Origin of the sequence: Micromonospora parastrephiae (assembly GCF_016802865.1) — a bacterium.
Taxonomy (GTDB): domain Bacteria; phylum Actinomycetota; class Actinomycetes; order Mycobacteriales; family Micromonosporaceae; genus Micromonospora; species Micromonospora parastrephiae.
The window spans coordinates 15,575-37,004 of the sequence record NZ_JAEVHM010000005.1 but is presented as its reverse complement, the minus strand read 5'-3'; the positions used below and the strand labels follow the sequence as shown (position 1 = coordinate 37,004).

The following is a 21,430-nucleotide window of genomic DNA, read 5'->3' as shown; positions in this document are numbered from 1 at the left end:
GCAGCGTTCAATCTCCCTGTCGGTTTGCCTTGGGCGCGGCGACGGGCGGCGTAGGAGCGGGTGCGTTCGTCGCGTTGTAGCCGGGGCAGGACGACGGTGTGCAGAGCCTGGTTGAGTTGGCCTTCGGTCAAGCCCGGTCCGGGGCTTCACTCAGGAGTCCGTCCCAGCCGCGCCGCCACCACCGGCCGGCAGCGTCCCGGAACTCCACGGCCACGTCAACCGCGAACTGTGGGTCGACGTCCATCTCGACCCTCCGCCTGATCGATTCCGGAAGAAGTTGCCAGATGCCGCCCTGGTGGGGTGGCACGACTCGCATTTCGTCTCCTGCTGCTGCATCGTACGGGTTGGCGGACCAGCGGTAGAAGACGATCACGTGGTAGATCGGCGCGGTGGATGCGTTGAGGACGTTCACGCCCCACCTTGGCCGGGGTCGGAGGAGGGGCTGGGAATCGCTGCTCCTCGTCGTAATGACCTCTAATTCCTGCTGGGCGAGCCACGCGGACACGAGCGATGCTTGGGCGCGTTTCTCGTCGAGTCTGCGTTCTCGGCGCTCGTCCTCGGCCCGCCGATCTCGCCCCGACTCGATCCTGTAGACGCGGAGGCCGACGACGGAGGCGACGAGAGCAAAGGCGAGCGTGGCTACGTTGGCCAGTGCGCCGATCCATGTCGCGAGATCGCCAAGCTCGGCCCTGACGAGCCATCCGGACAACTGAACGCACGCCCACAGCACCTGGAAGAGCGTACGAAGCCGCCGCAACCATTCGCGCTCGCTCGCCAGCCGCTGAACCCGGCGGTAGATCCAGATTGTCGATCCTGCTCGGGGTCAACTCGACGGCTCTGCCGGCGATGGCGAGATGGCGGCAGATGAAGTTCCGCCAGGAAGCTCCAGGGGTTGCGAACCTCCTTAATTCATTGGATCCGTAGCCGGACGGCATCCGGGTCGACGAGCGTCACGCCGGCGGCAGTGCGCACGTGCAGCTTGCAGCCGGCGGGATCGCCCCGATCGCTGGGCCACCACACACCCCAGACACCGTTTCTCGCCGTGGCGGTCACCTGCAGGCCATTGGTGAGTACAACGTCGACGCCGGTCACCTCGGGGCCGCTCAGGCCGTACAGCTGGAAGGCTTGGATGCCGCGTGACGGTATCTGCGAGATGCCGCCGAGCACCAACACAGCGCTGCCTTGCGGCTTGGCGAACGGTTTGTCGGAGACGGTGGCCTGCATGAGGTTGAGGCCATCGAGTCCCTTGGCTTTCAGACCGGACAGGGCGATCAGCGGATCAGAGGAGGTGCCGCTGCCCAGCGCAACATCGACGCAGTAGGTGAAACCGCCGCGCCGATCGACCAGCACCTCCCGACGAGCCGCGGCTTCCGGGCGCGCCGGGACGCCTCCGACGCCGACCCCGCCGACGCCGAGGTCGCTGCACTTCGAGGCCCAACTCTCGATTTCTCCATCCGTTGCGGTCAGAGGTGGAGCGGCCTGTGGAACGGCCGTCCAGGCGGCATAGGTCGGCGGCGGCGGGTCGGGATAGAAGGTGAGCGCAGCGACGCCGGTAGTGACGACGAGCGCGACGCAGCCGGCGAGGGCGAGGCGGCGGCTCCGAGTCACCACAGTTCCTTGCGATGCCTGCGCGACCAGCAGTCGCCGGATCTCGGCCTGGCGCTGTGGGTCCAGGCGGGTTTGCAGGTCGCTCATGACATCTCCCGTCGCTGTGCTGAGGCGGTCGTCGGGTAGGCCGCGGGGTGGGGTGTGTTCAGGGCTTCTGTCTTGGCCCCGAGCCGGGACCGCGCACGGGACAGCCGCGATCGGACGGTGCCGACTGGTACGCCGAGCGCTACCGCCGCCTCGGCGTAGGACAGGCCCTGCCAGACGCAGAGCAACAACACGTCACGGTCGGGCGGCCTCAGTCGCTCGAGGGCCCTCCGCAACTGGGCCAGGTGCCGCTCATCGTCGAGCCGGCCGGCGACCTCGTCGGCATGGTCGGGAGTGGCCGGCACGGGAGTCAGCCGCTCCAGCGTCCGCCGATGCCGCAGCGCGGTCCGCCAGCGATGTTGCATGGTCCGGCGTGCGATGCCGTACAGCCACGGCAGGGCGTTGCCATCAATCAGCTCAACCTCACCCCGCCGGCGCCAGGCCTCCAGGAACACGATGGAGACCAGATCATCGGCGGCGTCGCTCGAGCCGGTTCGGCGCGCACAAAAAGCCCGGACTGCCTCCCCGTGCCGGTCGAAGAGCACACCGAAGCACTCGGCCTCTCCCTGGCGTGCCCGCCGCCACAACTCGCCGTCGTCGGCTCGGGTCATGTCCGCCCTATCCCTCACACCCTCTTATGACCGCTACGCCATTCGAGTTCCATAGCGATACCCGACAAGGTGGTTGTCACCACGGTGGATCAACGATTGCGGATCGGCGGGGTCCGCTGTCTCTGGCCTGGTGAAGTACGGAATTGATTACATAACTGCTGAGGCGCTGCGCCACGCCGTAGCAGCCGGCGAGGTCGAGATGGCGATCGCGGCAGCCAGGGAGCTCGGTGCAGACGCGGCGGGCTGCCTGAATGATCCGCCGCTGGCCCCATGGGCGATCAGGGCAGCGCTGGCAGCGTTCAGTGTCGTCGCCGATATCGTGCCTGCGGACAGGTCCGGCTCGTATGTACCGTGGATACTCACCCGGCTTGAGGTCGCGCCCGCCTCCGGTTGGACCGACAACGGCATTCGCGAGACCGCCATCGGTGCCCTGTCCAACCTGGCCTTCGCGCTTCGAGGTGACAACATCGCGGAGGTGACGGACGCGCTCACCCCGTACCTCAACCATCTGGTGTCCCAGCTGTCAATGCGTCGAGCGATCAAAACCATTGCCAGGATGCTGCGGGCGAACCCTGGGCACCCTGCGCCCGCGCAGGCACTCACCGCCGCCATTCGGGACATGCCAGAACCGGGCCATACCGCGCTCCTGTGGGAAGCCGGGCCCGCCCTGCACCGGTTGAGAGACGTCTTGGAGGTTCAGGCCAGCGACCCCAATCAAACTGTTCGGGCTGGCGCCGTTGAGCTCCTGGCTCGGATGCAGATATCTCACCCCGCTGTGAACGAGCAGGCGGTGCGCGCCGTCGAGGAGGTGCATCAGGCTCCTACCGGCCCTCGCGTCACGACCGACGAGTCCGGTGGGACGACGCACGAATCCAGCGGCTACTTCGGTCATGCCCTGTCAGTGGAGGACCGGGACAGGCTCGCCGACAAGCTCATCGAGATCGCTTCGGACGGTTTCACCGCAGAAGACCACCGCGCGGCGGCCATGATTGCGGTGACAGATCTTGCTCCTGCACTTGACGAAGGCAAGCGGCAGGAGGTTTTCGACAAGGCGTGGCTGTTGATCGGCGGGCTGGCCCCCGGCGATCTGGACCTGGGCATCTTCCGTGGTCGACTTGAGGATGCCGTGTTTGGGGCGGTAGGACAGTTGGCTGTCAGGCAGGACCAGGTCCAACGCGTCCACGCCTTGGCTCTCAGTCGCCTAGCGAAACGGAACGGCGTCCAGGGTCTGCGCCACTTCATCGACATCGATCCTGGCGGCACCGACGCGATCCGTGTCCTGGCACAGCACGAGAGCCCGGCAGCGCGGCAGATGGCGGCCGTCCTTTGGTCGCGTAATCCGGTGAACCGCAATCTCGGTGCAGACCTCGCGGCTGACGCCTCCTCCGAGGTACGTAGGCAGCTGGCGAATGCGCTTGGCCGGATCGGGCAGTACGACGCCGCTCTGCGGGACCAGTTGGCTGCGCAGCTGCAGGCGGACTGCAGCGCTCAGATCCGTCAGATCGTCAAGGAGACGATGATCCTGCAAGCGGACGGCTGATCACCCCGATGCGCGAGTGAGGAATCGACGGCGTCCGGGGAACCAGTGCATGATTTGCGCCTGAGTCCCGGGCGTACAAAGCTCGGCTGGTTGGCCTTGACCGCGACACGTACGCGTCCCTGCCGGCAGCGGCCACAGCGCGGGCGGGAGCGACCTGCGCATGCAACGCGTCCGCGACGCTCACCACCCCCGTCAGGCCACCCAGCCGTGCGTTGACCTGCTCCAGCAGCGGCCGTCAGAGCTTCCAAGTCCGTCGAGCCTGGCCATCACTGGCGCTTCGGCCAACTGACGTCGAGCACGTAGACGCTCACGTCGAACTGCGGCGCCACCTCCGCGGCCCAGCGCCGCATGTCGTCGAGGAGCTTCTGCTTGTCGGCATACTTTCGCGATCCGGAGGTCCGTTGTTCGGGAGGAAGCCAGTACACGAGGTAGATGCCGTGCCGTTGGCTGGTCGCTGCGAGGTATCGCCGCACGAGCTGATCTTGTAGTGCGGTGGGCACCTCGTCGTTGGTGACCAGCTTCGCCTCGATGATCGCTTCGGCGACTTCAACGGGTGTTGTGTTGGTCGGGGCTCCTGCGGTCAGGTCGATCCGTGTGCCGGAGCCCTTGACCGCGATGCGTTCGACTTGGGGCTCCCGGGTGAGGAGGACGCGGTTTCGGCCGAGTTGGTCGGTCAGGCGGCGTCGCAACCAGTCGGTGATGTCGTCCTCGCTGCCGAGGTTTTTGCCGTTCGGTGACCACAGGTCGCGGAAGCCGTTGTTGCGCGAGATTTCATGCTGCAGGTCGTCGAGGTGGTTCAGCAGGGCGAGGATCAGGTCGCCGGAGTTGCGGATGAGCCGTAGGTCCGAGCGGCCGAGCAGGTCGAGCAGGCCGGTCGGGTCGAGGTGGGCCTGGGCATTGTCGGCCGCGATCTGGCGGGCCTGACGCAGGTGGTGTTGGATGAGCGCCTGCGCTTGCGGCGGCTGCCCGTCGGCTAGCACCTTGAGTTCCGTGGCGAGGCCGCGCATGGCCAGCATCTCGACTGCGTAGTTGCACATGCGGGCTTCCCGCTGCGCCGGGCTGTCGAACGAACCCTCATCTTCCCGCGTGTTGGTGAACGGCAGCCGACCGAGCAGGAGGCGGGCCAGGTCGGCCAGCCGGTCGTCGTCGACCGTGTCCAGCGGCAGAGTCTCAACGAGTTCCAGGAATCCGCCGGGCGGCGTCGACTCGCTCAACAGACGGTCGATCGTGCCGCGGGTGTCGATGTGGGCGAGGTGCCGGTTCGCGGCGCGGGACAGCTGCGAGTCATCTCCGTTCGCCACCGACCGGGCCGCGACAGCGGCCACGTGCGGGTCATGTTCGATCAGGAAGGCGAGAACGTCGGCGTTCTGGTCGTCGGGATAGCGGCGCTGCGGCAGGATGGCGGTCAGGTCGGGCACCAGGTCCTGGGCGAAGTACTTGTGGAGGGGTGTGCGCCGCCATTCGGTGCGGCTGTCGAGCGAAGTTCGCACCGCGGTACGGATTTCGGCCTTCGCCTCGGCGGGCGCGAGGTCGACAAGGTCCCCGAGCAGGTCGATGTCGGCGAAGGCCCAGGCGTTCGCTATGGCGGGCGCCCACCTCGCCCACGTCGTCTGCGGGAGGTCGCCGAGGCGCTCCGGCGCATGGCGGGCTAGCGTCGTCAGCAGGTAGACCCCGGACCAGTCGCGGATGGCATCGAGTCCGATCTCGGCTTTGCCCAACCACAGGTCCGGGTTGGGTGGATGCTCAACGAGGTATTCGAGGCCCCGGTCAAGGACCTCTCGCTGCTCGTCGTTCGTCAGCAGCGACCAGCCCTGGCGAGCGCCGAGGTCGCAGAGGAACAACGGCTCCAACTTGTTGCCCAGCACCAGAGCTATCGGGATGGCGGCCCACGCGGCGAGGTCTTGACGGGCAGCCGAGATGGCGGCTCGGAGTGCGGTAGCGTCGGGCCGGTCCTCGGCTTCCTGCTCGTCGTGTTCTTGCTCGTCTTCTGTTGGGGCAGGCGGGGCAATTAGCCGCTGAAGGCATCGAGCCAGGACGTCGTGGCCGGTGGCTCGTTCCTCGTTGACTGCGTCCGTCAGCCAGCTGATGTCGTCGGCGGTGACGAGACCGAGTTGGAGCAGGACGGTCCATCGGTGTTCGTCGAGTCGCGCCGCGACGGCGAGGGTGAGATGTCGACGCTGGGCGGTGTCTAGTGCCCAGTGCGCGTCGACGCGCATGTGTCCGGTCAGGTCGATGACGAGCTCGGCCAAGGGTCTCAGCACTGCGGGGTCATCGGATGCGGCTACGGCTCGTTGTGCGATCCGAACCGGCACATCGCTCGTCCATCGACGGGCCTCGGCGGATCCATGAGGCTCGAGGCTTGCACGCGCCCAGGCGAGAATCTCGGGCAGATCGGCGTTCGGAATCCTGGCCGGGAACTCCCAGAGGAATTTTCGATATGCGCCGATGAAATTGGCACGCCGCGGCCGGGTGAGGAAAGGCAGCAGCCGGGTGGTGGTCAGGTGCTGCGGGTAGAGCCCGTGAAGTAGTCCGGCCCGCAGCTCGTCGTCTGGGTCTGCGTCCGGGTTGAGTTTCAGGCCGTCGAGCAGAGCCGCCCGCTCGGGCGCTGAGCCTAGGTCGGTCACCACATCGATCGCAGGCCTGCGGACCCACGACGGAAGCCGGTCGTCGAGCGCGATCGCCAGCGCCGCAGGGGCGACCGCCGAGATTCGTCCGGCCAGGGCGAGCCGACAGATCCACCACGCCTCGAAGGGCTGGTCGACCCCGGCTGCCAGCCGGTCGGTGAGCTGCCGTGCCAGGTCGGGGTGGACGACGACCGACAGGTCCAGGGACCACCGCGGCGGCGCCTCGTGCTCCCGCGCGTCCGCGAGCAGCGCGTCCACGACCGCCGCCCGTGCGGCCGTCGGCAGGTCAACTTCGGACTCGACCAAGGCCGCTGCGTTAGCGGGTGCGACGACGTCGGCGATCTCCGGGCGCAGCGCCAGCATCCACGCCGCGACCGCGACCATCGAGCGCGGCAGTACCCCATCGGTCAGGCCTAGCAGGGCCGTGACCTGGGGCCGCGTGGGCGCGCGGTCCACCACGTACCTGGCGGCGAGGTAGTCAACGTACTCTTGGTGCCGGAAGGCGACGGTGTCCTGCGGCGCGGTGTCGAACAACGCGCTGCCCAGCACCTCCGCGTAGACCTCGCCCCCAACCGTGACGTCGGGGCGGTCCGGCTCCGGCCTAGTCGGTAACCCGGCGACCGCGACGGCGGCCTGACCCGCGCCGGTGCGGAACGCGAACCGGCCGACCCCACCGAACGCAGCGAAGACAGCCAGCCGGCCGGCGGTCCGGCGCCGCACGTCCGCGCCCGTCCGCAACGGCTGCCGAAGATCCTCCCGCTCGGTCAGCAGCCGCTGAACCTCCGACTCCAGGGCATCCACTCGCCGGCCTGGAAGACGACCCGTCTCCTGCCACTGCCGGGCCGCCGCGATGAAATGCAACAGCGAGGCGCTCAACCGGCTCCGGCCCGCCGCAGCCAGCGCATCCAGAAAGCCCTCGTCGACATCGAGGGTGGCGAGCAGGCGACGGGCCGCGTCACGCGTCATCGGCAGGAGGCGCAGTCTCTTGACACTCTTGGCGCCGTCGACAAATGCACTGGTCCAAGCTGAAGGGCGGCACGCGAGCCGCCACTTGACCCCATCGGCGCCGGGTCCGGACATCGCCCGGTTCACCAGCCGGACAAGGGCCGGCTCGGTAAGCAGGGCCTCGTCCAAGGAATCGAGGTAAATCGTTTTCCCGCACGCGATCGCCGCATCGATCGCTCGGCCGATATCGGCGCCCCGGAGCCCGACGAGGTCCACCTCGAGGCCGTCCTCCTGCCGCCGCAGACCATCGAGTAAGACCGACTTTCCGACGCCGCCTGGCGCAAGCAGGACAAAGCTTCCCGGACGTCCGGCCAGGTCCCCGGCTGGCGTGATGCTGGCGGCCGCGCCGACGTCGAGAAAGCCGTCGCCGTCTAGCGGCGTGTGCTCCTCGTCCGCGTCTTGGACGTGACGTTCGACTGCACCGATGGTCAACAGTCCCTCCATCTGCTTTTCGCATCCATCCTAGAAAGACGGCTAATGGTGCCTGAACCGAGGAATGGCCTCGGCGGTTACCGCCAGCTGACTTGATCTCGGCGAGGGCGTTCGACCTCAGACATCACCCCTGGTCAGCCGACCTGGCTGGCAATTTCCGGGCATGCAGGGAGATCGGGCACTGTGGCAGCGGTGACCTCCGGAGGCGAACTGGAGGCGCGGCACCGGGCGGAGGCGCGGGCCCGGCGGGCCGAGAGGCTCACTTTGCAAGTGTTGGTCTCGCCGCTACCCGGATAGGTGCGATGCGCCGGCGTGCTCGGGCAAGCGCAGGCACCCGAAGCCGTCGGCGTCGGGCTGGGCGAGCTCGACCAAGGCTCCCTACCGGGAGAGCAGGGGCGCCAGCAGCGTCAAGCCGATGGTCATCCGGGTCCACAGGAGCGGGGCGAGGGAGTGAACTACAGCGGCAAGACTGCTCAGACGGTGATGCCGGTGGTGAGGGCGGTCCCAAGGTCGGCCAGCTCCCAGAACGCCTAACCTGAACGCCGTGACCGCCGCCGAAATCCTACGTCGGCGATGTGTCCGGCTGCCGCCAAGATGCTGGCGACGGCGGTCGCGGTGGTGAACGCAAGGCCGATGGCGAGGAGTGCACCCGGGAGGTAGGCCGCGCCGGCGGCCCGCAGCCGCTGGTGAGCGCAGCCAGCCACCCGCCTGAGCGTCGGCTGTCGCAAATGCCCATTGCTGCGGATGGCACAAATGGCACAGCTTTCCTGGATGGCACTGTGCTATCTGTGCCATCGTCGATTCATGACTCCGCTCCCGCTGTCCCAATGGGCCGACCAGAACGGCGTCCCGCGCCGTACCGCCTACAACTGGGCCAAGAACGGCAAGCTCAACGTGCCGATCCATCGCACCCTCACCGGCCGCCTGGTCGTGCTCGACGACGACGAGACACCCGGTGATGCCCATCCGTTCGTGGCCGCCTATGCCGAGGCGCTGAGCCTGCCCGTCGGCGTGCACTCCGGTGACCTGCACCACTCGCCGGTCCTCGAGGCTTGGGGTATGGACCTGTACGACATGGTCGCCGACGACCTGCGTCCCGTGGTGCTGCAGCTGGCCCTCGCGGCGGCGTGCTCCCGCCCGAAGCGGGACGCGTGGTGGCGACTGACTGACTGGCTCGGCCGCGTCGAGCTGGCCGACTGGTACACCTCGACCGGCTTCCCCGAGGTAGCCGCGCTCATCAGTGGGCGGCAGCCGATCACCGACCAGGACAGCTACCTCGACTGGTGGCCGTGTGGCGTCGGCTCGCACGAGTTCTGGCAGGACTTCGACGCCGCCGCAGCGCAGGCCGTCACCGCCGCCGGGCTCGGCCCGTCCGAGCACAATGACGCGGTCTCGTGGCTCACCGAGTCGGCCCTGACGGACAACATCGCGATCGCCGGGCGCCGCGAGAGCCTGCGCAACCGGCTCGACAAGCTGGCCGGCACCACCACCGACCACGAGCAGATTCCCACCATCCCTGACCGCAGCGACCTGTGGAGCCTGCGCGGTATGTACCCCGAGCCGGCCTGGGCCATCGCCCGTCCCCACGCCCGACGCACCGCGCAGAGCATCTGCGCCATCGTCGGCTGGGATCCCGAGAGCCCGGCACCGCCCGATGGACACCCGCTGCGCGAGATCGGCTACCGGGCCTGCCTGCACGCCAGCGAGGCCGCTCTCGTCCCATACGTGCACGACGCCCACCTGCGCGAGATCGACGCCTTCCGTCGCGTCGCCTTCGGCAAGCCATGGCACCTCATCACGACATGAGGCGGCTGCGACGGTGGGTGTCTCGCTCAGCCACAGGGAGAGCAGCACGTCGCAGTGCAATCCATCGGTTTCGCGGTGCCGCTGATCGAGATCCGGGCTTAGCCACGTCAAGGGTGTGAGTCCAGTCCCGGCCATAGTTGTTGTCTCTGTCGGCTATCCGCCACGCGCTGGCGAGCAGTGCCTTCTCGTAGTGCGATGACCGTGTGGGGCGGGCACTAAGGGAGTACCGTCGCGAATCCGGTGCCCTGCTGGGCACGATCGCCGTCGGCCTGGCGATCAACATCGTGACGGCGCGCACGGACAGCTGGCGTGGGCCGTGGCGGTCTGTCCTTGACTACGCCTACCTGTGGCTTCCGCTTTGTGTTGTCCTGTGGCTCGGCTGGCGGTACTTCCTACACCGCCGGACGGCGGTCACGTGGCGGAGCCCGGAAAGCCCGTACCCTGGCCTCGCGCCGTTCACGGTGGAGCGGGAGGGCGTGTTCTTTGGCCGCAACCGCGAGGCAAGCGAAGTGCTGCACCGGCTGGAGCGCTCGGGGTCGGCGCCGGCGACGCGGATCGTCGCTATCGTCGGTCCGTCGGGAGTGGGCAAGTCATCGCTGATCCGCGCGGGCGTCATTGCTCGACTACCACGGCGGTGGACTGTGGTGGGTCCGCTTCGCCCGGCTGCCGATCCGTTCATGAGCCTCGCCGCTGCATTGGCGGATCGCCCGACCGCTGTGCTGCAGACGGCGCGGCTGTTGCGCGAGGAAGCCGCCTCTCCGGAAGCGCCACTACAAGTTGTGCCGAGCTTCCTCAGCGTCGCCCGCGGACCCGTGCTGCTCGTTGTCGACCAGGCCGAGGATCTGTACACCCTGACCGACGAGCAAGATCGGGCCCAGTGGTGGAGCCTGCTGACCCGGACGCTGACGGTGCTGCCGGAACTGCGCCTGCTGGTGGCGATCCGGCCCGAGTTCCGCCGCCGGCTCACCGATCAGCAGGCCGGCTTCATCACCCGGCCGGTGGCCATCGGTCTGCTGGATCCGGCCCGCATCCGACAGGCCATCGCGGGGCCCGCCCGGGCTGCCGGACTCACGTTCGAGGACGACCTCATCGACCGAATGACCGCCGACGCCACAGTCGGGGACGCGCTTCCCCTGCTCAGCCACCTGCTACAACGTCTGCACCTACAGTCCGACGGCCGACACATCACGGTGGCCCAATACGAACAGGCCGGCGAGGTGGGCGGCGCCATCGCAGCTCACGCCGAGCAGATCTACGAATCCCTCACCGAGCGATACCCCCAACACGCCGTCGACTCTGCTTTGCTGCACGGCGTCGGCTTGGAAGGCAAGGAAACCGTACGACGGACGATCCGCCGAGCCGACCTCGATACCACCGCCGACCACATCCTTGAAGAGTTCAGAGCAGCTCGCTTGATTATCGACGTTGACGACGGCACCTGCCTCGAACTGACCCACGACGCACTATTTCGCCAGTGGCACCGACTCGCCGCTCTGATCAACGCCAACGAGGAGCGCCTGCACCGCATCACCCGGCTCGAACACCGCGCGGCAGCATGGCAAGCGAACCCACAGACAGACGACCTCCTACGCGGCCAAACGCTCGCCGGTGCCCTCGCGCTGGCAGCCGAGGTGACTCTCTCCACCGCAGCCCGTCAGCTACTCGACGCCTCTCAAGAGACCGATCACCAGGACCGCGCCCGACAGTCCGAGCGCGTTGCCGAGTTCGCGCAACAGGTGCGCCGACAGGACAACGAACTGGCCGTGGCGCTCGCCCACACCGCGCTACACGAGTTGCCACCCACGCCGGCAGCGACGATGACGCGATGGGCCCTGACCGCCACACCGCGAACAAGGCGCCTCTTCATCGGACACACCACCGGCATCACCTCCGCGGTCTGGCTGCCCGACAACCAAGGACTGCGCACCGCCGACAAGATGGGCCGCGTCTGCACCTGGGACGACACCGGCCGTCTTGCCGGTGTCGCCTTCGCCACTGACTCAGAAGCGTGCGGTCACACCCTGCTCAGTGCCACCGGAACCCTTGCCCTCACCGAGCACGATCGAGGCCTCATGCTGTGGCGCGTCGCGGACGGCCGCAACCTGGGCAGGCGAAGAGGGAGTCTCCTGACATCGTTCGACTCGGTCTCGTGGGGCGGTGACCTGTGCTTCGCGGGAACGTTCGACTACCGAACCGTTGACGTCTATCGCTTGGATGATGACATCCCAGGGTTGGTTACGAGCGTCCCTGCCACAAGTGTTCACGCCACGGCATGGTCTCCTCAAGGTGACCGGCTGGCCATCGCCTCAGATGATTTGCTGCTCGTGATCAGCATCGGCGAGCAGACGTCGGAGATCCTGCGACAGCAGGTAGCGTGGTCAGACCCGGTGTTGTGCTGGGCACCCGACGGAACCCGCCTCGCGGTCTCAGCAGCTCCGGCGTTCTCAATGCGCCGCTCTGCGACCCTCGCACGGGAACGCCGCACTCTGTGGATCTACGACACCGATACCGGCCAGGCCGCCGAAAGCGCGCCTCCCGGCCTGGCCGAAGCAATGGCGTGGTCGCCCGTCGAGGATGTCATCGCCTACGCAGTGCATCGAACACGACACCAACACCGCGTGGCGCTGATCGACGTCGCCACGGGACGGACAGTCGAGCGGCGGGCACGCCCTCACCGAATAAGCACGATCGCATGGTCCTCCGATGGCAAGCGAATCGGCCTGGGAAGCTCATTCCACCAGGTGGAGCTCTGGGATGTTGTCGGCCGAAGCTTCCGCCGCCTGCCCACCGGTAGCCTGCGAGAAGTGTCATGGTCGCCGGAGCACAAACGAGCCGCCATAAAGCGGACGGGAACGACGCCGGAGATCATCGAAACGGACGAGGCGACGCTGCCGCTGAGGCTCGGAGACGACGACTGCATGTCGATCGCGTACTCGCCGCTAGGTGACCTGGTCGCCACCGCCATGCAAGAACAGGTCACGGTGTGGGACGCGCGATCCGGTGTCCTGCGAGCACAGTGGGGCGCTCGTCCAAGACCAACCCCGAAACACGCAACGAAAATGACGCCTTTACCGTGGGTTTACGGACTTGCCTGGTCCGGCGACGGCTCACGGCTGGTCGTCCACACGCATTGCTTCTTCGGCAGAACGCGACCCGCCCTCTCGGTGTGGGACGTGGCCAAAGCGCAGCGCCTAGCAGTCCTCGACGGAGGCGAAGAAAGCGCGGGAACGCTCACCTGGTCCCCAGACTCAGGCCTTATAGCGGCGGTCGCCAGCAAACACAACGTGAGCTTATGGCGAGGAGACGACTACACCCTCGCCCATCAATGGCGAACCGAAGGTGACGGCGAGGTAGCGGCCCTGGCCTGGTCGAATGACTCCACCGGACTCGCTGCCGCCGTCGGCAACCAGATCGAGATCTGGAACGTCGTGCAGCAGCACATAAGCATGCGTTGTGTCGGCCACACAAATGCCGTCCGTCAAATCAGCTGGTCACCCGAAGGAAACCTGATTGCATCTATCAGCGACGATGACACGCTCTACATTTGGCACACCCAAGACGGGCGGCCCCTCGGCGTGCTCGACACGCCAGACGGGATAGTTCGCAGCCTGTCCTGGCAAGACACCCTCATTGTCACCTACAACGACGGCAGGATCCTAAGCTGGGACGTATGCGGCGACCAGGCGAAGCGCTTGGTCGAAGACCGAGAACCGCGAGAGCTGACTGCCGAAGAACGCGAGCGATACGGGCTGCCGTCAGCGTCGACCGACTGAGACTCACCGGGACGCGGGCGGGTCGCCTCCAGCCTATGGCCACGCGTTCAAACCTGCCACTCGATGATAGAGCGAGGCACCAGACAAGCAGCGAACCAATGCGCCCGAACTGCTATGTATGGTTGCGGAAGGTAATGAGCCTGCGGGCTTGAGCCAACCCTGGCCGTACCGTAATCTATGAGCATGTGCACCCCGAAATGGTGCTCATATGACGCGTACAAGAGTTCGAATCCCCCCTCGGACACGTACAGTTATCCCACAGTAATCAGCGTCGGGCTTAGCCTCGACGCTGATTTGGTTTTCACCAGGGTTGTAAGTGAGGGTGAGCCGTAGCTCGCGGTAGACGTTGCCTTTGTCCTCGCTGTGGGCGTCGCGCAGGGTGTTGCGCACGTCGTCGAGGCCGCCGACAAGGCGTCGGATGCCGTGAACCGCCCCGGGTTCTGTGGAGACCTCAGCTGTTGGCTCCAACCACCTCGCGGGGCTGGGATTGAGCGTAGAACATCGATTCGTATTCGGTCGGTGGGACGTGCCCGGTGGCGGAGTGCAGGCGCTGGTTGTTGTACCAGTCGACCCACTCGGCGGTGGCCAGTTCGACCTGGGCGAGGCTGCGCCACGGGCCTCGGGGTTTGATCAGCTCGGTCTTGTAGAGGCCGATGGTGGACTCCATCAGGGCGTTGTCCAGGGCGTCGCCGACGCTACCGATCGAGGCGTCGATACCGGCGTCGAGCAGGTGGGTGGTGAAGCGGAACGACGTGTACTGGCTGCCCGCGTCGCTGTGGTGCACCAGGCCCGCGTCGATGGGTTGCCCGGCGCGGTCGCGGCGCCATAACCCCATGTCCAGGGCGGCCAGGACCAGCGGGGTGCGCTTGTTCGTCGCCGCGGACCAACCCACGATCGCCCTTGAGTAGACGTCGACGACGAATGCGACGTAAACGACGCCGGAGAAGGCGGCGACGTGGGTGAAGTCCGCGACCCAGCACCGATTCGGCCGGGCGGCGGTGAAGTCTCGGTTGAGCAGGTCCGCGGCCCGTTCACGCCCAGGATCGGCGGTGGTGGTGCGGATCTTCTTGCCCCGCACGACACCGGCCAGGCCGACGTCACGCATCAACCGCTCGACCGTGCACCGGGCCGTCGGATGCCCTTGGCGGCGCAGCTCGTGCCAGATCTTGCGGGCTCCGTCGACGCCGTAGTTCGCCGCATGGATCTCGCGGACGAGCTCGGTCAGCTGCGCATCACGCACCTGCCGCCTCGACGGCAGTCGCTTCTTGGCCGCCCAGTAGCCGCTCGGGGTGATCTGCAGCCCGTGCTGGCGCAGCACGCGACAGATCGGCTCGACTCCACCGAAGCGGTCCCGATGCTCGTCAACGAAACTCACGAGCGTGTCGTAGGCCGGTCGAGCTCGGCCGCGAAGAAAGCCGACGCGGCCTTCAAGATCTCATTCGCCCGCCGCAGCTCGGCGTTCTCCCGCCGCAGCCGCTTCAGCTCCACCGACTCCTCCGACGTCACCCCCCGGCCGCTGGCCGTCGTCGACCTGCGCCTGACGGACCCACTTACGCAACGTCTCGGCCGTGCCGATCCCGAGCCGGGCCGCCACCGCCGTGATCGCCGCCCAGTCCGACTCGTAGTTCGGCCGCACCTCCGCGACCATCCGCACCGCCCGCTCCCGCAGCTCCTGCGGATACGGCTTCGTTCCTGCCATCTCTCGATCCTTCCCAAGCGGGGAAGTCTCTACAAGATCCGGGGCGGTTCAACCTACACCGTCCAGGACCATCTGAAGTCGATCTTCTCTAGGACTGGCACCGGCGCCCGCGGCGACCTCGTCGCGCGCCTGTTCTTCGATCAGCGCGCCATGCAACTCACAGCCCCGCCGGCAATTCCAGACGAGTTGCGCGGCATTTCGGTAACGGCCCGTCTCTAACGTCCTCTCATGGCCGGACATCGATCGGCGGAAAGTCTCCACCGAGCGGTCAGGTGAAACACGGCGCCGCCTCCGTTCGCGACGTCGTCGATCTTGTCAATGGACAAGCCCCGGTGCCCGTGGTACCGGCGATGGCCCGCGACGCGCCCAGCCTGCTCGGGCTGACCGCGCTGCGCGCCCGGCCCGAAAGGATCCGTCCGAGTAGCCCGAGGCCATCACAGGGTGGTAATCGCACAACTACTCTTCCGGACGGTGCAACTCCCTGGGCGGCGGCTGCGTTCTACCTCCGTCACAGGGAGGCAGTCGACGTGAAAGCCGAAGACGAGCAGGCATTCCGCGAGTTCGTGACGTCAGAGGTGGCGTCGCTGCGCAAGCTGGCGTACGTGACCTCCGGCGACTGGCACACGGCAGAGGACGCCGTGGCCAACGCGCTGGTCAAGCTCTACCCCCGCTGGTGAAAGCTGGAACGGCCCGATCTCTACGTCAAGACCATGGTCTACCGGGCCGCGATCGACGAGACCCGTCGGCCCTGGCGGCGCGAGCGGTCGGCCGGAGACGCCATGCCGGAGGTCACGGTGGGGGACCCGGCCGGTGCGACCGACGAGCGGATGCGCCTGCGGACAGCGCTCGACACCGTGCCGGCCCGACAGCGGGCCGCGGTCGTGCTCCGGCACTACCAGGGTCTGGGAGTGCCCCGGCCCGGGATCTCGTGCGGGCTCAGGCGGCGTAGCCGCCGTCGACGTTGATCGTGGCGCCGGTGATGTAGGCCGCGTCCGGGCCGGCGAGGTAGGTGACGAGGCTGCCGACCTCGGCTGCGGTGCCGTAGCGGGCGGCGGCGATGTAGGGGCGGGTGATCTCGGCGAACGGCCCGTCAGCCGGGTTCATCTCGGTGTCGACCGGACCGGGCTGCACGGTGTTGACAGTGATGCCCCGGCTGCTGACTTCCCGAGCGAGCGCGCGGGTGAAGCCGGCGACGCCGGCCTTGGTCAGGGCGTAGACGCTGCCGCCGCCGAAGTGGATTCGGTCGGCGTTGATGCTGCCGATCGTGATGATCCGCCCGCCGTCGCTGAGATGCCGCAGCGCCTCCTGACTGGCGGCGAAGACTGCGGTGAGGTTGACGGCGACGGTGTGGTCGTAGCCCTCGTCCGTGATCGTCTCGATGGCACCGACGCCGCCGACGCCAGCGTTGTTGACGAGGATGTCGAGGCGGCCGAACTGCGCCACGATCTCCGCGACCCCGGCGCGGACGGCGGCGCGGTCCGCGGCGTCGACCCGCACGGCCAGTGCCGTGCCGCCTGCCTCCTGGATGGACTTCGCCACCAACTCGGCCTGCTTTGCCGAGGAGTTGTAGGTGATTGCGACCGTCGCGCCCGCCGCCGCAAGCCGCCGCGCGATGCCCTCGCCGATGCCGCGCGAGCCACCGGTGACGGTCGCGACTTTGCCGGCCAGAGTCTGAGCCATCGGACTTCCCTCCATCATTTTTGAGTGAACATTCAAGATGTCACGTCAGGTAGGTGCCGGCAAGTGATATATTGAATGCGCACTCAGAAAGTGAGGGATGTCACCATGGTGATGGGCCGGCCGCGTGAGTTTGACGTCGAACGCGTCCTGGAGTCGGCGCTGCGCGTCTTCTGGACCAAGGGTTACGAGGGGACCACGATGGCCGACCTGTCGGCCGCGACGAACCTTAAGGCCGGCAGCATCTACGGCGCGTTCGGCTCCAAGTCGGGCCTCTTCAAACAGGTCGTCGACCGCTACAGAGACACCGTGTTCGGCTACGGGACAGCAGCACTGGAGGCCGACACCGTGCGGGAAGTGGTCCGGCGCTGGCTGCTCGGGGCCGCCGATGCCACGACCGGGCCGGACACCCCACCCGGCTGCCTCCTGGTCCAAGGCGCGCTTGTGACCGGAGACGCTGCGGCGGAAGCCAGGGCCGATCTCTGCGCCCGGCGTCAGGCGGCCGAGGTCGTGCTCACCGAGCGGTTCGCCAGCGCCCGGGAAACCGACGACCTCCCCGTGACCGTCGAGCCACGGGACGCGGCGGCGTACGTGATCGCCCTGTCCCAGGGCTTCGCGGTCCAGGCCGCCTCCGGCGCCAGCCGCGCAGACCTACGACGCCTGGCCGAACTCGCCCTGCTCAAACTTCCCTGGGAATGAAGCATCGCCGCCGACTGGCGTTTTTGGGACGAAATTGGGCGAACTGGCTACCGTTGGGTCGTGGGGTTCGCTGAATCTTGTCGGAGGTCGGTGCCGTGAGTACGGAAGTCGAAGTCACCCTTCGTGTGGATGGGACTCCGCATCGTCTGACCGTGGATGTGCGCACCACGCTGCTCGACGCGTTGCGGGAGCGGTTGGGCAACACCAGCGCCAAGAAGGGGTGCGACCACGGGCAGTGCGGTGCGTGCACCGTGCTGCTGAACGGCCGGCGGGTTAACAGTTGCCTCGCGCTCGCGGTGGCGCACGATGGTGCCGAGATTGTGACGGCGGCCGGGCTGGCGTTGGACGGTGAGCTACACCCGATGCAGCGCGCCTTCATCCGCCACGATGCCTTCCAGTGCGGCTACTGCACGCCGGGCCAGATCGTCTCGGCGGTCGCCATGCTGGCCGAGGCTGAGGCCGGCTGGCCGAGTGCGGTGACGATGGGTGAACCTGCCGGTGTGGGCAGTGGCGGGGGTGACGGCCCGACCGTGGGGACGGTGACCGACGACGAGGTCCGCGAGCGGATGAGCGGCAACCTGTGCCGCTGCGCCGCGTACGCCAATATCGTGCCAGCGATCCAGGAAGTGGCTCGGCGATGAGGACATTCCGCTACGAACGCTCCAGCAGCGTGTCCGGCGCTGTGGCGCTACTCGCCGAGGCGCCGCACGGTGCCTTTCTGGGCGGGGGGACCAATCTGGTGGACCTGATGAAGCTCGGGGTGGCCCAGCCGGACCTGCTGGTCGATGTGCGGCGGCTGGTCTCGGACCGGGTCGAGGAGTTGCCTGGCGGCGGGGTACGCATCGGTGCCGGTACTCCCAACAGCGAGTGTGCGGCCCACCCGCTGGTCCGCCAGCGTTATCCGATGGTCTCCCAGGCCCTGCTGTCCGGCGCCTCCGGCCAACTGCGCAATCTCGCCACCACCGCCGGGAACCTGTTGCAGCGCACCCGCTGCCCGTACTTCCAGGACATCACCACGGCGTGCAACAAACGCGAACCGGGAACCGGCTGCTCCGCCATCGAGGGGCACCACCGCGACCTCGCCATCCTCGGCACCTCACCGGAGTGCGTCGCGACTCACCCGTCGGACCTCGCCGTCGCCTTGGCCGCGTTGGACGCGACGGTCCGTACCCACGGGCCAGGCGGGGAACGGGTCATTTCGATGACCGAGCTGCACCGGCTGCCCGGGCCGGAGCCGCAGCGGGACACTGTGCTCCAGCACGGCGAGTTGATCACGGCGATCGACCTGCCGCCGGCACCCTTCGCCACCCGGTCGCACTTCCGCAAGGTCCGGGACCGGGCGTCGTACGCGTTCGCGTTGGTCGCGGTGGCCGCAGCCATCGACCTGGCGGATGGCGTGGTCCGGGACGTGCGGATCGCGCTTGGCGGGGTGGCGCACAAGCCGTGGCGAGCGTATCGAGCCGAGGAGCTGTTGCGCGGTGGACCGGCCGACGAGGAACGGTTCCGCCAGGCTGCCGAGGCCGAGCTCGCCGATGCCCGGCCGATGCCGGGCAACGCGTTCAAGGTGCCGCTGGCCCGCAACACGCTAGTGGCTACCCTGCTGGATCTGGCCGGGGGGCCGCGATGACCACCCCCGTACCGGCCATCGGTCAGCCGTTGGACAGGTTCGACGGCGCGGAGAAGGTACGCGGCCTGGCTCCGTACGCCTTTGAACACCCGGTAGAGCACCCGGTGTACCTGTTCGCGGTGCAGAGCACCATCGCGGTCGGTCGGATCACCGCGATCGACTGCAGCCAGGCGAGCGCCCGGCCGGGCGTGCTGGCCGTGCTCACACACCAGAACGCTCCTCGGCTCAGCACGGACAACGGTGAGCTGCGCACCCTGCAGTCCGACGAGGTCACCTTTCGCGGCCAGATCGTCGGCGGGGTGATCGCGGAGACCTCGGAGATCGCCCGGGACGCCGCCGGCCTGGTCCGGATGGACTACGAGGAACGACCACACAACGTCGACCTCCGGGGCGAGGTGCCGGGCCACCGGGAGAGACTCAAGGTACCGGACGAGGTGCTGCCGATCTTCCCGATGGACACCTCCGAAGGAGACGTCGATGCCGCGCTGGCCTCGGCGGCGGTACGGGTGGACTCGCGCTACAGCACCCCCTGGTACACCCACAACGCGTTGGAACCGCACACCACGATCGCCTGCTGGACCGGCGACGGGTTCACCCTGCGTCTGTCGACCCAGGGGGTGACCGGGATACAGGCCGCGGTGGCTGGTGCCTTCCGGCTCGACCCCAGCCGGGTACGGGTGATCTCGCCACACGTCGGCGGCGCGTTCGGGTCGAAGGTCTATCCGCGGGCCGATGTCGTGCTCGCCGCGATGGCCGCCCGGCTCGTACCGGGTCGACCGGTGAAGTTCGCACTCACCCGGCAACAGACGTTCTCCCAGACCGGCTACCGGCCGCCGACGTTCCAACGGGTACGACTGGGTGCCGGCAGCGACGGCCGGCTGGTCGCGATCGAACACAACGCGATCGAGCAGACCTCGAAGATCAGGCAGTTCGCCGAGCACAGCACCAGAGCCACCCCGAGCATGTACGCCGCGCCAAACCGGCGTACCCAGCAGTGGGTGGCCGAGCTGGACGTACCGACGCCGACGATCATGCGGGCGCCGGGAGAGGCGTCCGGCATGTTCGCTCTCGAGTCGGCGATGGACGAGCTGGCCATCGCCTGTGACCTAGACCCGATCGAGCTGCGCATCCGCAACGAACCGCAGGTCCACCCTCACTTCCAGCTGCCGTTCTCCAGCCGGAACCTGGTTGCATGCCTGCAGGAGGGTGCCCGCCGATTCGGGTGGGAGCCGCGCGACCCGACCCCTCGGGCCCGTCGAGACGGGGGCTGGCTGATCGGCACCGGGGTAGCAGCGGCAACGTACCCGGTGCTCCGGTTACCCGGGTCGAAGGCGACCATCCGCGTCGGCCCGGACGGCCGGTACCTCGTGCTGATCGCGGCCGTGGACATCGGTACCGGCACCCGCACCGCGCTGACCCAGGTCGCCGCCGACGCCCTGCAGGTCGACATCGAGCAGGTCGATCTGCGGCTCGGCGACAGCACCTACCCACCGGCGGCCGAGGAGGGTGCGTCGGCAGGGATCACCAGTTGGGGCGCGGCGATACACGAGGCCGCCGACCAGCTGCGCCAGCGACTGACCACCGAGCACGGTGGAACAGTGCCGGCCGACGGTCTGGAGGTCACCGCCGACACGCCGGACAACCCCTACCTGAAGCAGTACGCGATGCACAGCTTCGGCGCGCAGTTCGCCGAGGTACGGGTAAACGAGCGAACCGGCGAGATACGCGTACCCCGACAGCTCGGCGTATTCGCGTGCGGCCGGATCGTCAACCCGAAAACCGCCCGTTCGCAACTGCTCGGTGGAATGACCTGGGGGCTGTCCATGGCGCTGCACGAACAGAGCGTGCTCGATCTTCGGTTCGGTCACGTGGTCAACCACGACCTCGCCCAATACCACATCAGCAGCAACGCCGACGTCGGCGCCATCGAGGTGCACTGGATCGAGGAGGACGACCCTTACGTCAACCCGATGCGGACCAAGGGCGTCGGTGAGATCGGCATCGTCGGCGCCGCAGCGGCGATCGCGAACGCCGTGTACCACGCCACCGGCGTCCGCATCCGAGACCTACCGATCACCCTGGACAAACTTCTACCAGGCGACAGGCCCGGTTCAGAAGTTGGCGGGTAGCCATTCGTTGATCGTGACGATGCGCGGGGTGGCCCGGTAGCGGACAGCGCTTCGTCGTCGCGGGTCGCGACAGCGCGATGGCGTTTGAATCCGTTCTCCGGGACTTGGTTGACACG

Annotated in this window: 14 protein-coding genes and 1 pseudogene; 9 read left to right on the top strand and 6 right to left on the bottom strand. The window is 67.7% G+C overall.

Translation table 11 applies throughout. From position 1 onward, the window contains the following. Positions 1 to 127 precede the first annotated feature (127 nt). The 3 genes from JNW91_RS02590 to JNW91_RS02580 all read right to left on the bottom strand — a co-directional run bounded on the left by JNW91_RS02590 (position 128) and on the right by JNW91_RS02580 (position 2,303). Positions 128 to 730, bottom strand: a complete 603-nt coding sequence (locus JNW91_RS02590; protein ID WP_203173344.1) for a hypothetical protein — start codon at positions 728 to 730, stop codon at positions 128 to 130. 179 nt (positions 731 to 909) lie between these two features. Then, a complete protein-coding gene (locus JNW91_RS02585; protein ID WP_203173343.1) occupies positions 910 to 1,695 on the bottom strand; it encodes a hypothetical protein in 786 nt (261 codons plus the stop codon). After that, positions 1,692 to 2,303, bottom strand: coding sequence for an RNA polymerase sigma factor (locus JNW91_RS02580; protein WP_238424245.1), 612 nt, complete (start codon positions 2,301 to 2,303; stop codon positions 1,692 to 1,694). The genes JNW91_RS02585 and JNW91_RS02580 overlap by 4 nt, the downstream gene beginning before the upstream one ends. Before the next feature lie 130 nt (positions 2,304 to 2,433). Between JNW91_RS02580 and JNW91_RS02575 the strand changes: the two genes are divergently transcribed. Next, a complete protein-coding gene (locus JNW91_RS02575) occupies positions 2,434 to 3,843 on the top strand; it encodes a hypothetical protein (protein ID WP_203173342.1) in 1,410 nt (469 codons plus the stop codon). 266 nt (positions 3,844 to 4,109) lie between these two features. Here the strand turns inward: JNW91_RS02575 and JNW91_RS02570 are convergent, their stop codons facing one another. Continuing rightward, positions 4,110 to 7,916, bottom strand: coding sequence for a hypothetical protein (locus tag JNW91_RS02570; RefSeq protein ID WP_203173341.1), 3,807 nt, complete (start codon positions 7,914 to 7,916; stop codon positions 4,110 to 4,112). Positions 7,917 to 8,708: 792 nt separating this feature from the next. Between JNW91_RS02570 and JNW91_RS02565 the strand changes: the two genes are divergently transcribed. Beyond that, positions 8,709 to 9,710 (top strand): hypothetical protein, encoded by a 1,002-nt coding sequence (locus JNW91_RS02565; protein WP_203173340.1) that lies wholly within the window; start codon positions 8,709 to 8,711, stop codon positions 9,708 to 9,710. A 203-nt stretch (positions 9,711 to 9,913) separates the two neighbouring features. Continuing rightward, on the top strand, positions 9,914 to 13,483 hold the full coding sequence (locus JNW91_RS02560) for an NACHT and WD repeat domain-containing protein (protein ID WP_203173339.1): 3,570 nt from the start codon (positions 9,914 to 9,916) through the stop codon (positions 13,481 to 13,483). Between the two features lie 451 nt (positions 13,484 to 13,934). Here JNW91_RS02560 and JNW91_RS02555 read toward each other — a convergent pair. After that, positions 13,935 to 15,182 (bottom strand): annotated as a pseudogene (locus JNW91_RS02555) (IS3 family transposase). A 527-nt stretch (positions 15,183 to 15,709) separates the two neighbouring features. Here JNW91_RS02555 and JNW91_RS31720 point away from each other — a divergent pair. Together JNW91_RS31720 and JNW91_RS31715 are read left to right on the top strand one after the other, a co-directional pair. Next, positions 15,710 to 15,859 (top strand): SigE family RNA polymerase sigma factor, encoded by a 150-nt coding sequence (locus JNW91_RS31720; RefSeq protein ID WP_238424244.1) that lies wholly within the window; start codon positions 15,710 to 15,712, stop codon positions 15,857 to 15,859. A gap of 33 nt (positions 15,860 to 15,892) precedes the next feature. After that, positions 15,893 to 16,147 carry a SigE family RNA polymerase sigma factor gene (locus JNW91_RS31715; RefSeq protein WP_238424243.1) on the top strand — a complete coding sequence of 85 codons (255 nt, stop codon included), beginning with the start codon at positions 15,893 to 15,895 and terminating at the stop codon, positions 16,145 to 16,147. Here JNW91_RS31715 and JNW91_RS02545 read toward each other — a convergent pair. Then, on the bottom strand, positions 16,119 to 16,862 hold the full coding sequence (locus JNW91_RS02545) for an SDR family oxidoreductase (RefSeq protein WP_203173338.1): 744 nt from the start codon (positions 16,860 to 16,862) through the stop codon (positions 16,119 to 16,121). The genes JNW91_RS31715 and JNW91_RS02545 overlap by 29 nt on opposite strands. Before the next feature lie 105 nt (positions 16,863 to 16,967). On the opposite strand from JNW91_RS02545, the gene JNW91_RS02540 reads away from it, so the two are divergent. The 4 genes from JNW91_RS02540 (at position 16,968) to JNW91_RS02525 (ending at position 21,314) form a co-directional block, all read left to right on the top strand. Continuing rightward, positions 16,968 to 17,558 carry a TetR/AcrR family transcriptional regulator gene (locus JNW91_RS02540; RefSeq protein ID WP_238424242.1) on the top strand — a complete coding sequence of 197 codons (591 nt, stop codon included), beginning with the start codon at positions 16,968 to 16,970 and terminating at the stop codon, positions 17,556 to 17,558. Positions 17,559 to 17,653: 95 nt separating this feature from the next. Beyond that, positions 17,654 to 18,199, top strand: a complete 546-nt coding sequence (locus JNW91_RS02535) for a (2Fe-2S)-binding protein (protein WP_203173336.1) — start codon at positions 17,654 to 17,656, stop codon at positions 18,197 to 18,199. Continuing rightward, on the top strand, positions 18,196 to 19,185 hold the full coding sequence (locus tag JNW91_RS02530) for an FAD binding domain-containing protein (RefSeq protein WP_203173335.1): 990 nt from the start codon (positions 18,196 to 18,198) through the stop codon (positions 19,183 to 19,185). Before JNW91_RS02535 ends, JNW91_RS02530 begins: the two co-directional genes overlap by 4 nt. Then, complete coding sequence (locus tag JNW91_RS02525; protein ID WP_203173334.1) at positions 19,182 to 21,314, top strand: xanthine dehydrogenase family protein molybdopterin-binding subunit; 2,133 nt, start codon at positions 19,182 to 19,184, stop codon at positions 21,312 to 21,314. The genes JNW91_RS02530 and JNW91_RS02525 overlap by 4 nt, the downstream gene beginning before the upstream one ends. Positions 21,315 to 21,430 lie beyond the last annotated feature (116 nt).

Excerpts from the sequence above, each read along its gene's own strand:
- JNW91_RS31715 (WP_238424243.1), top strand. The coding sequence starts at position 15,893 with ATGGTCTACCGGGCCGCGATCGACGAGACCCGTCGGCCCTGGCGGCGC.
- JNW91_RS02570 (WP_203173341.1), bottom strand. The coding sequence starts at position 7,916 with ATGGAGGGACTGTTGACCATCGGTGCAGTCGAACGTCACGTCCAAGAC.
- JNW91_RS02545 (WP_203173338.1), bottom strand. The coding sequence starts at position 16,862 with ATGGCTCAGACTCTGGCCGGCAAAGTCGCGACCGTCACCGGTGGCTCG.
- JNW91_RS02565 (WP_203173340.1), top strand. The coding sequence starts at position 8,709 with ATGACTCCGCTCCCGCTGTCCCAATGGGCCGACCAGAACGGCGTCCCG.
- JNW91_RS02525 (WP_203173334.1), top strand. The coding sequence starts at position 19,182 with ATGACCACCCCCGTACCGGCCATCGGTCAGCCGTTGGACAGGTTCGAC.
- JNW91_RS02580 (WP_238424245.1), bottom strand. The coding sequence starts at position 2,303 with ATGACCCGAGCCGACGACGGCGAGTTGTGGCGGCGGGCACGCCAGGGA.
- JNW91_RS02540 (WP_238424242.1), top strand. The coding sequence starts at position 16,968 with ATGGTGATGGGCCGGCCGCGTGAGTTTGACGTCGAACGCGTCCTGGAG.
- JNW91_RS02530 (WP_203173335.1), top strand. The coding sequence starts at position 18,196 with ATGAGGACATTCCGCTACGAACGCTCCAGCAGCGTGTCCGGCGCTGTG.
- JNW91_RS02585 (WP_203173343.1), bottom strand. The coding sequence starts at position 1,695 with ATGAGCGACCTGCAAACCCGCCTGGACCCACAGCGCCAGGCCGAGATC.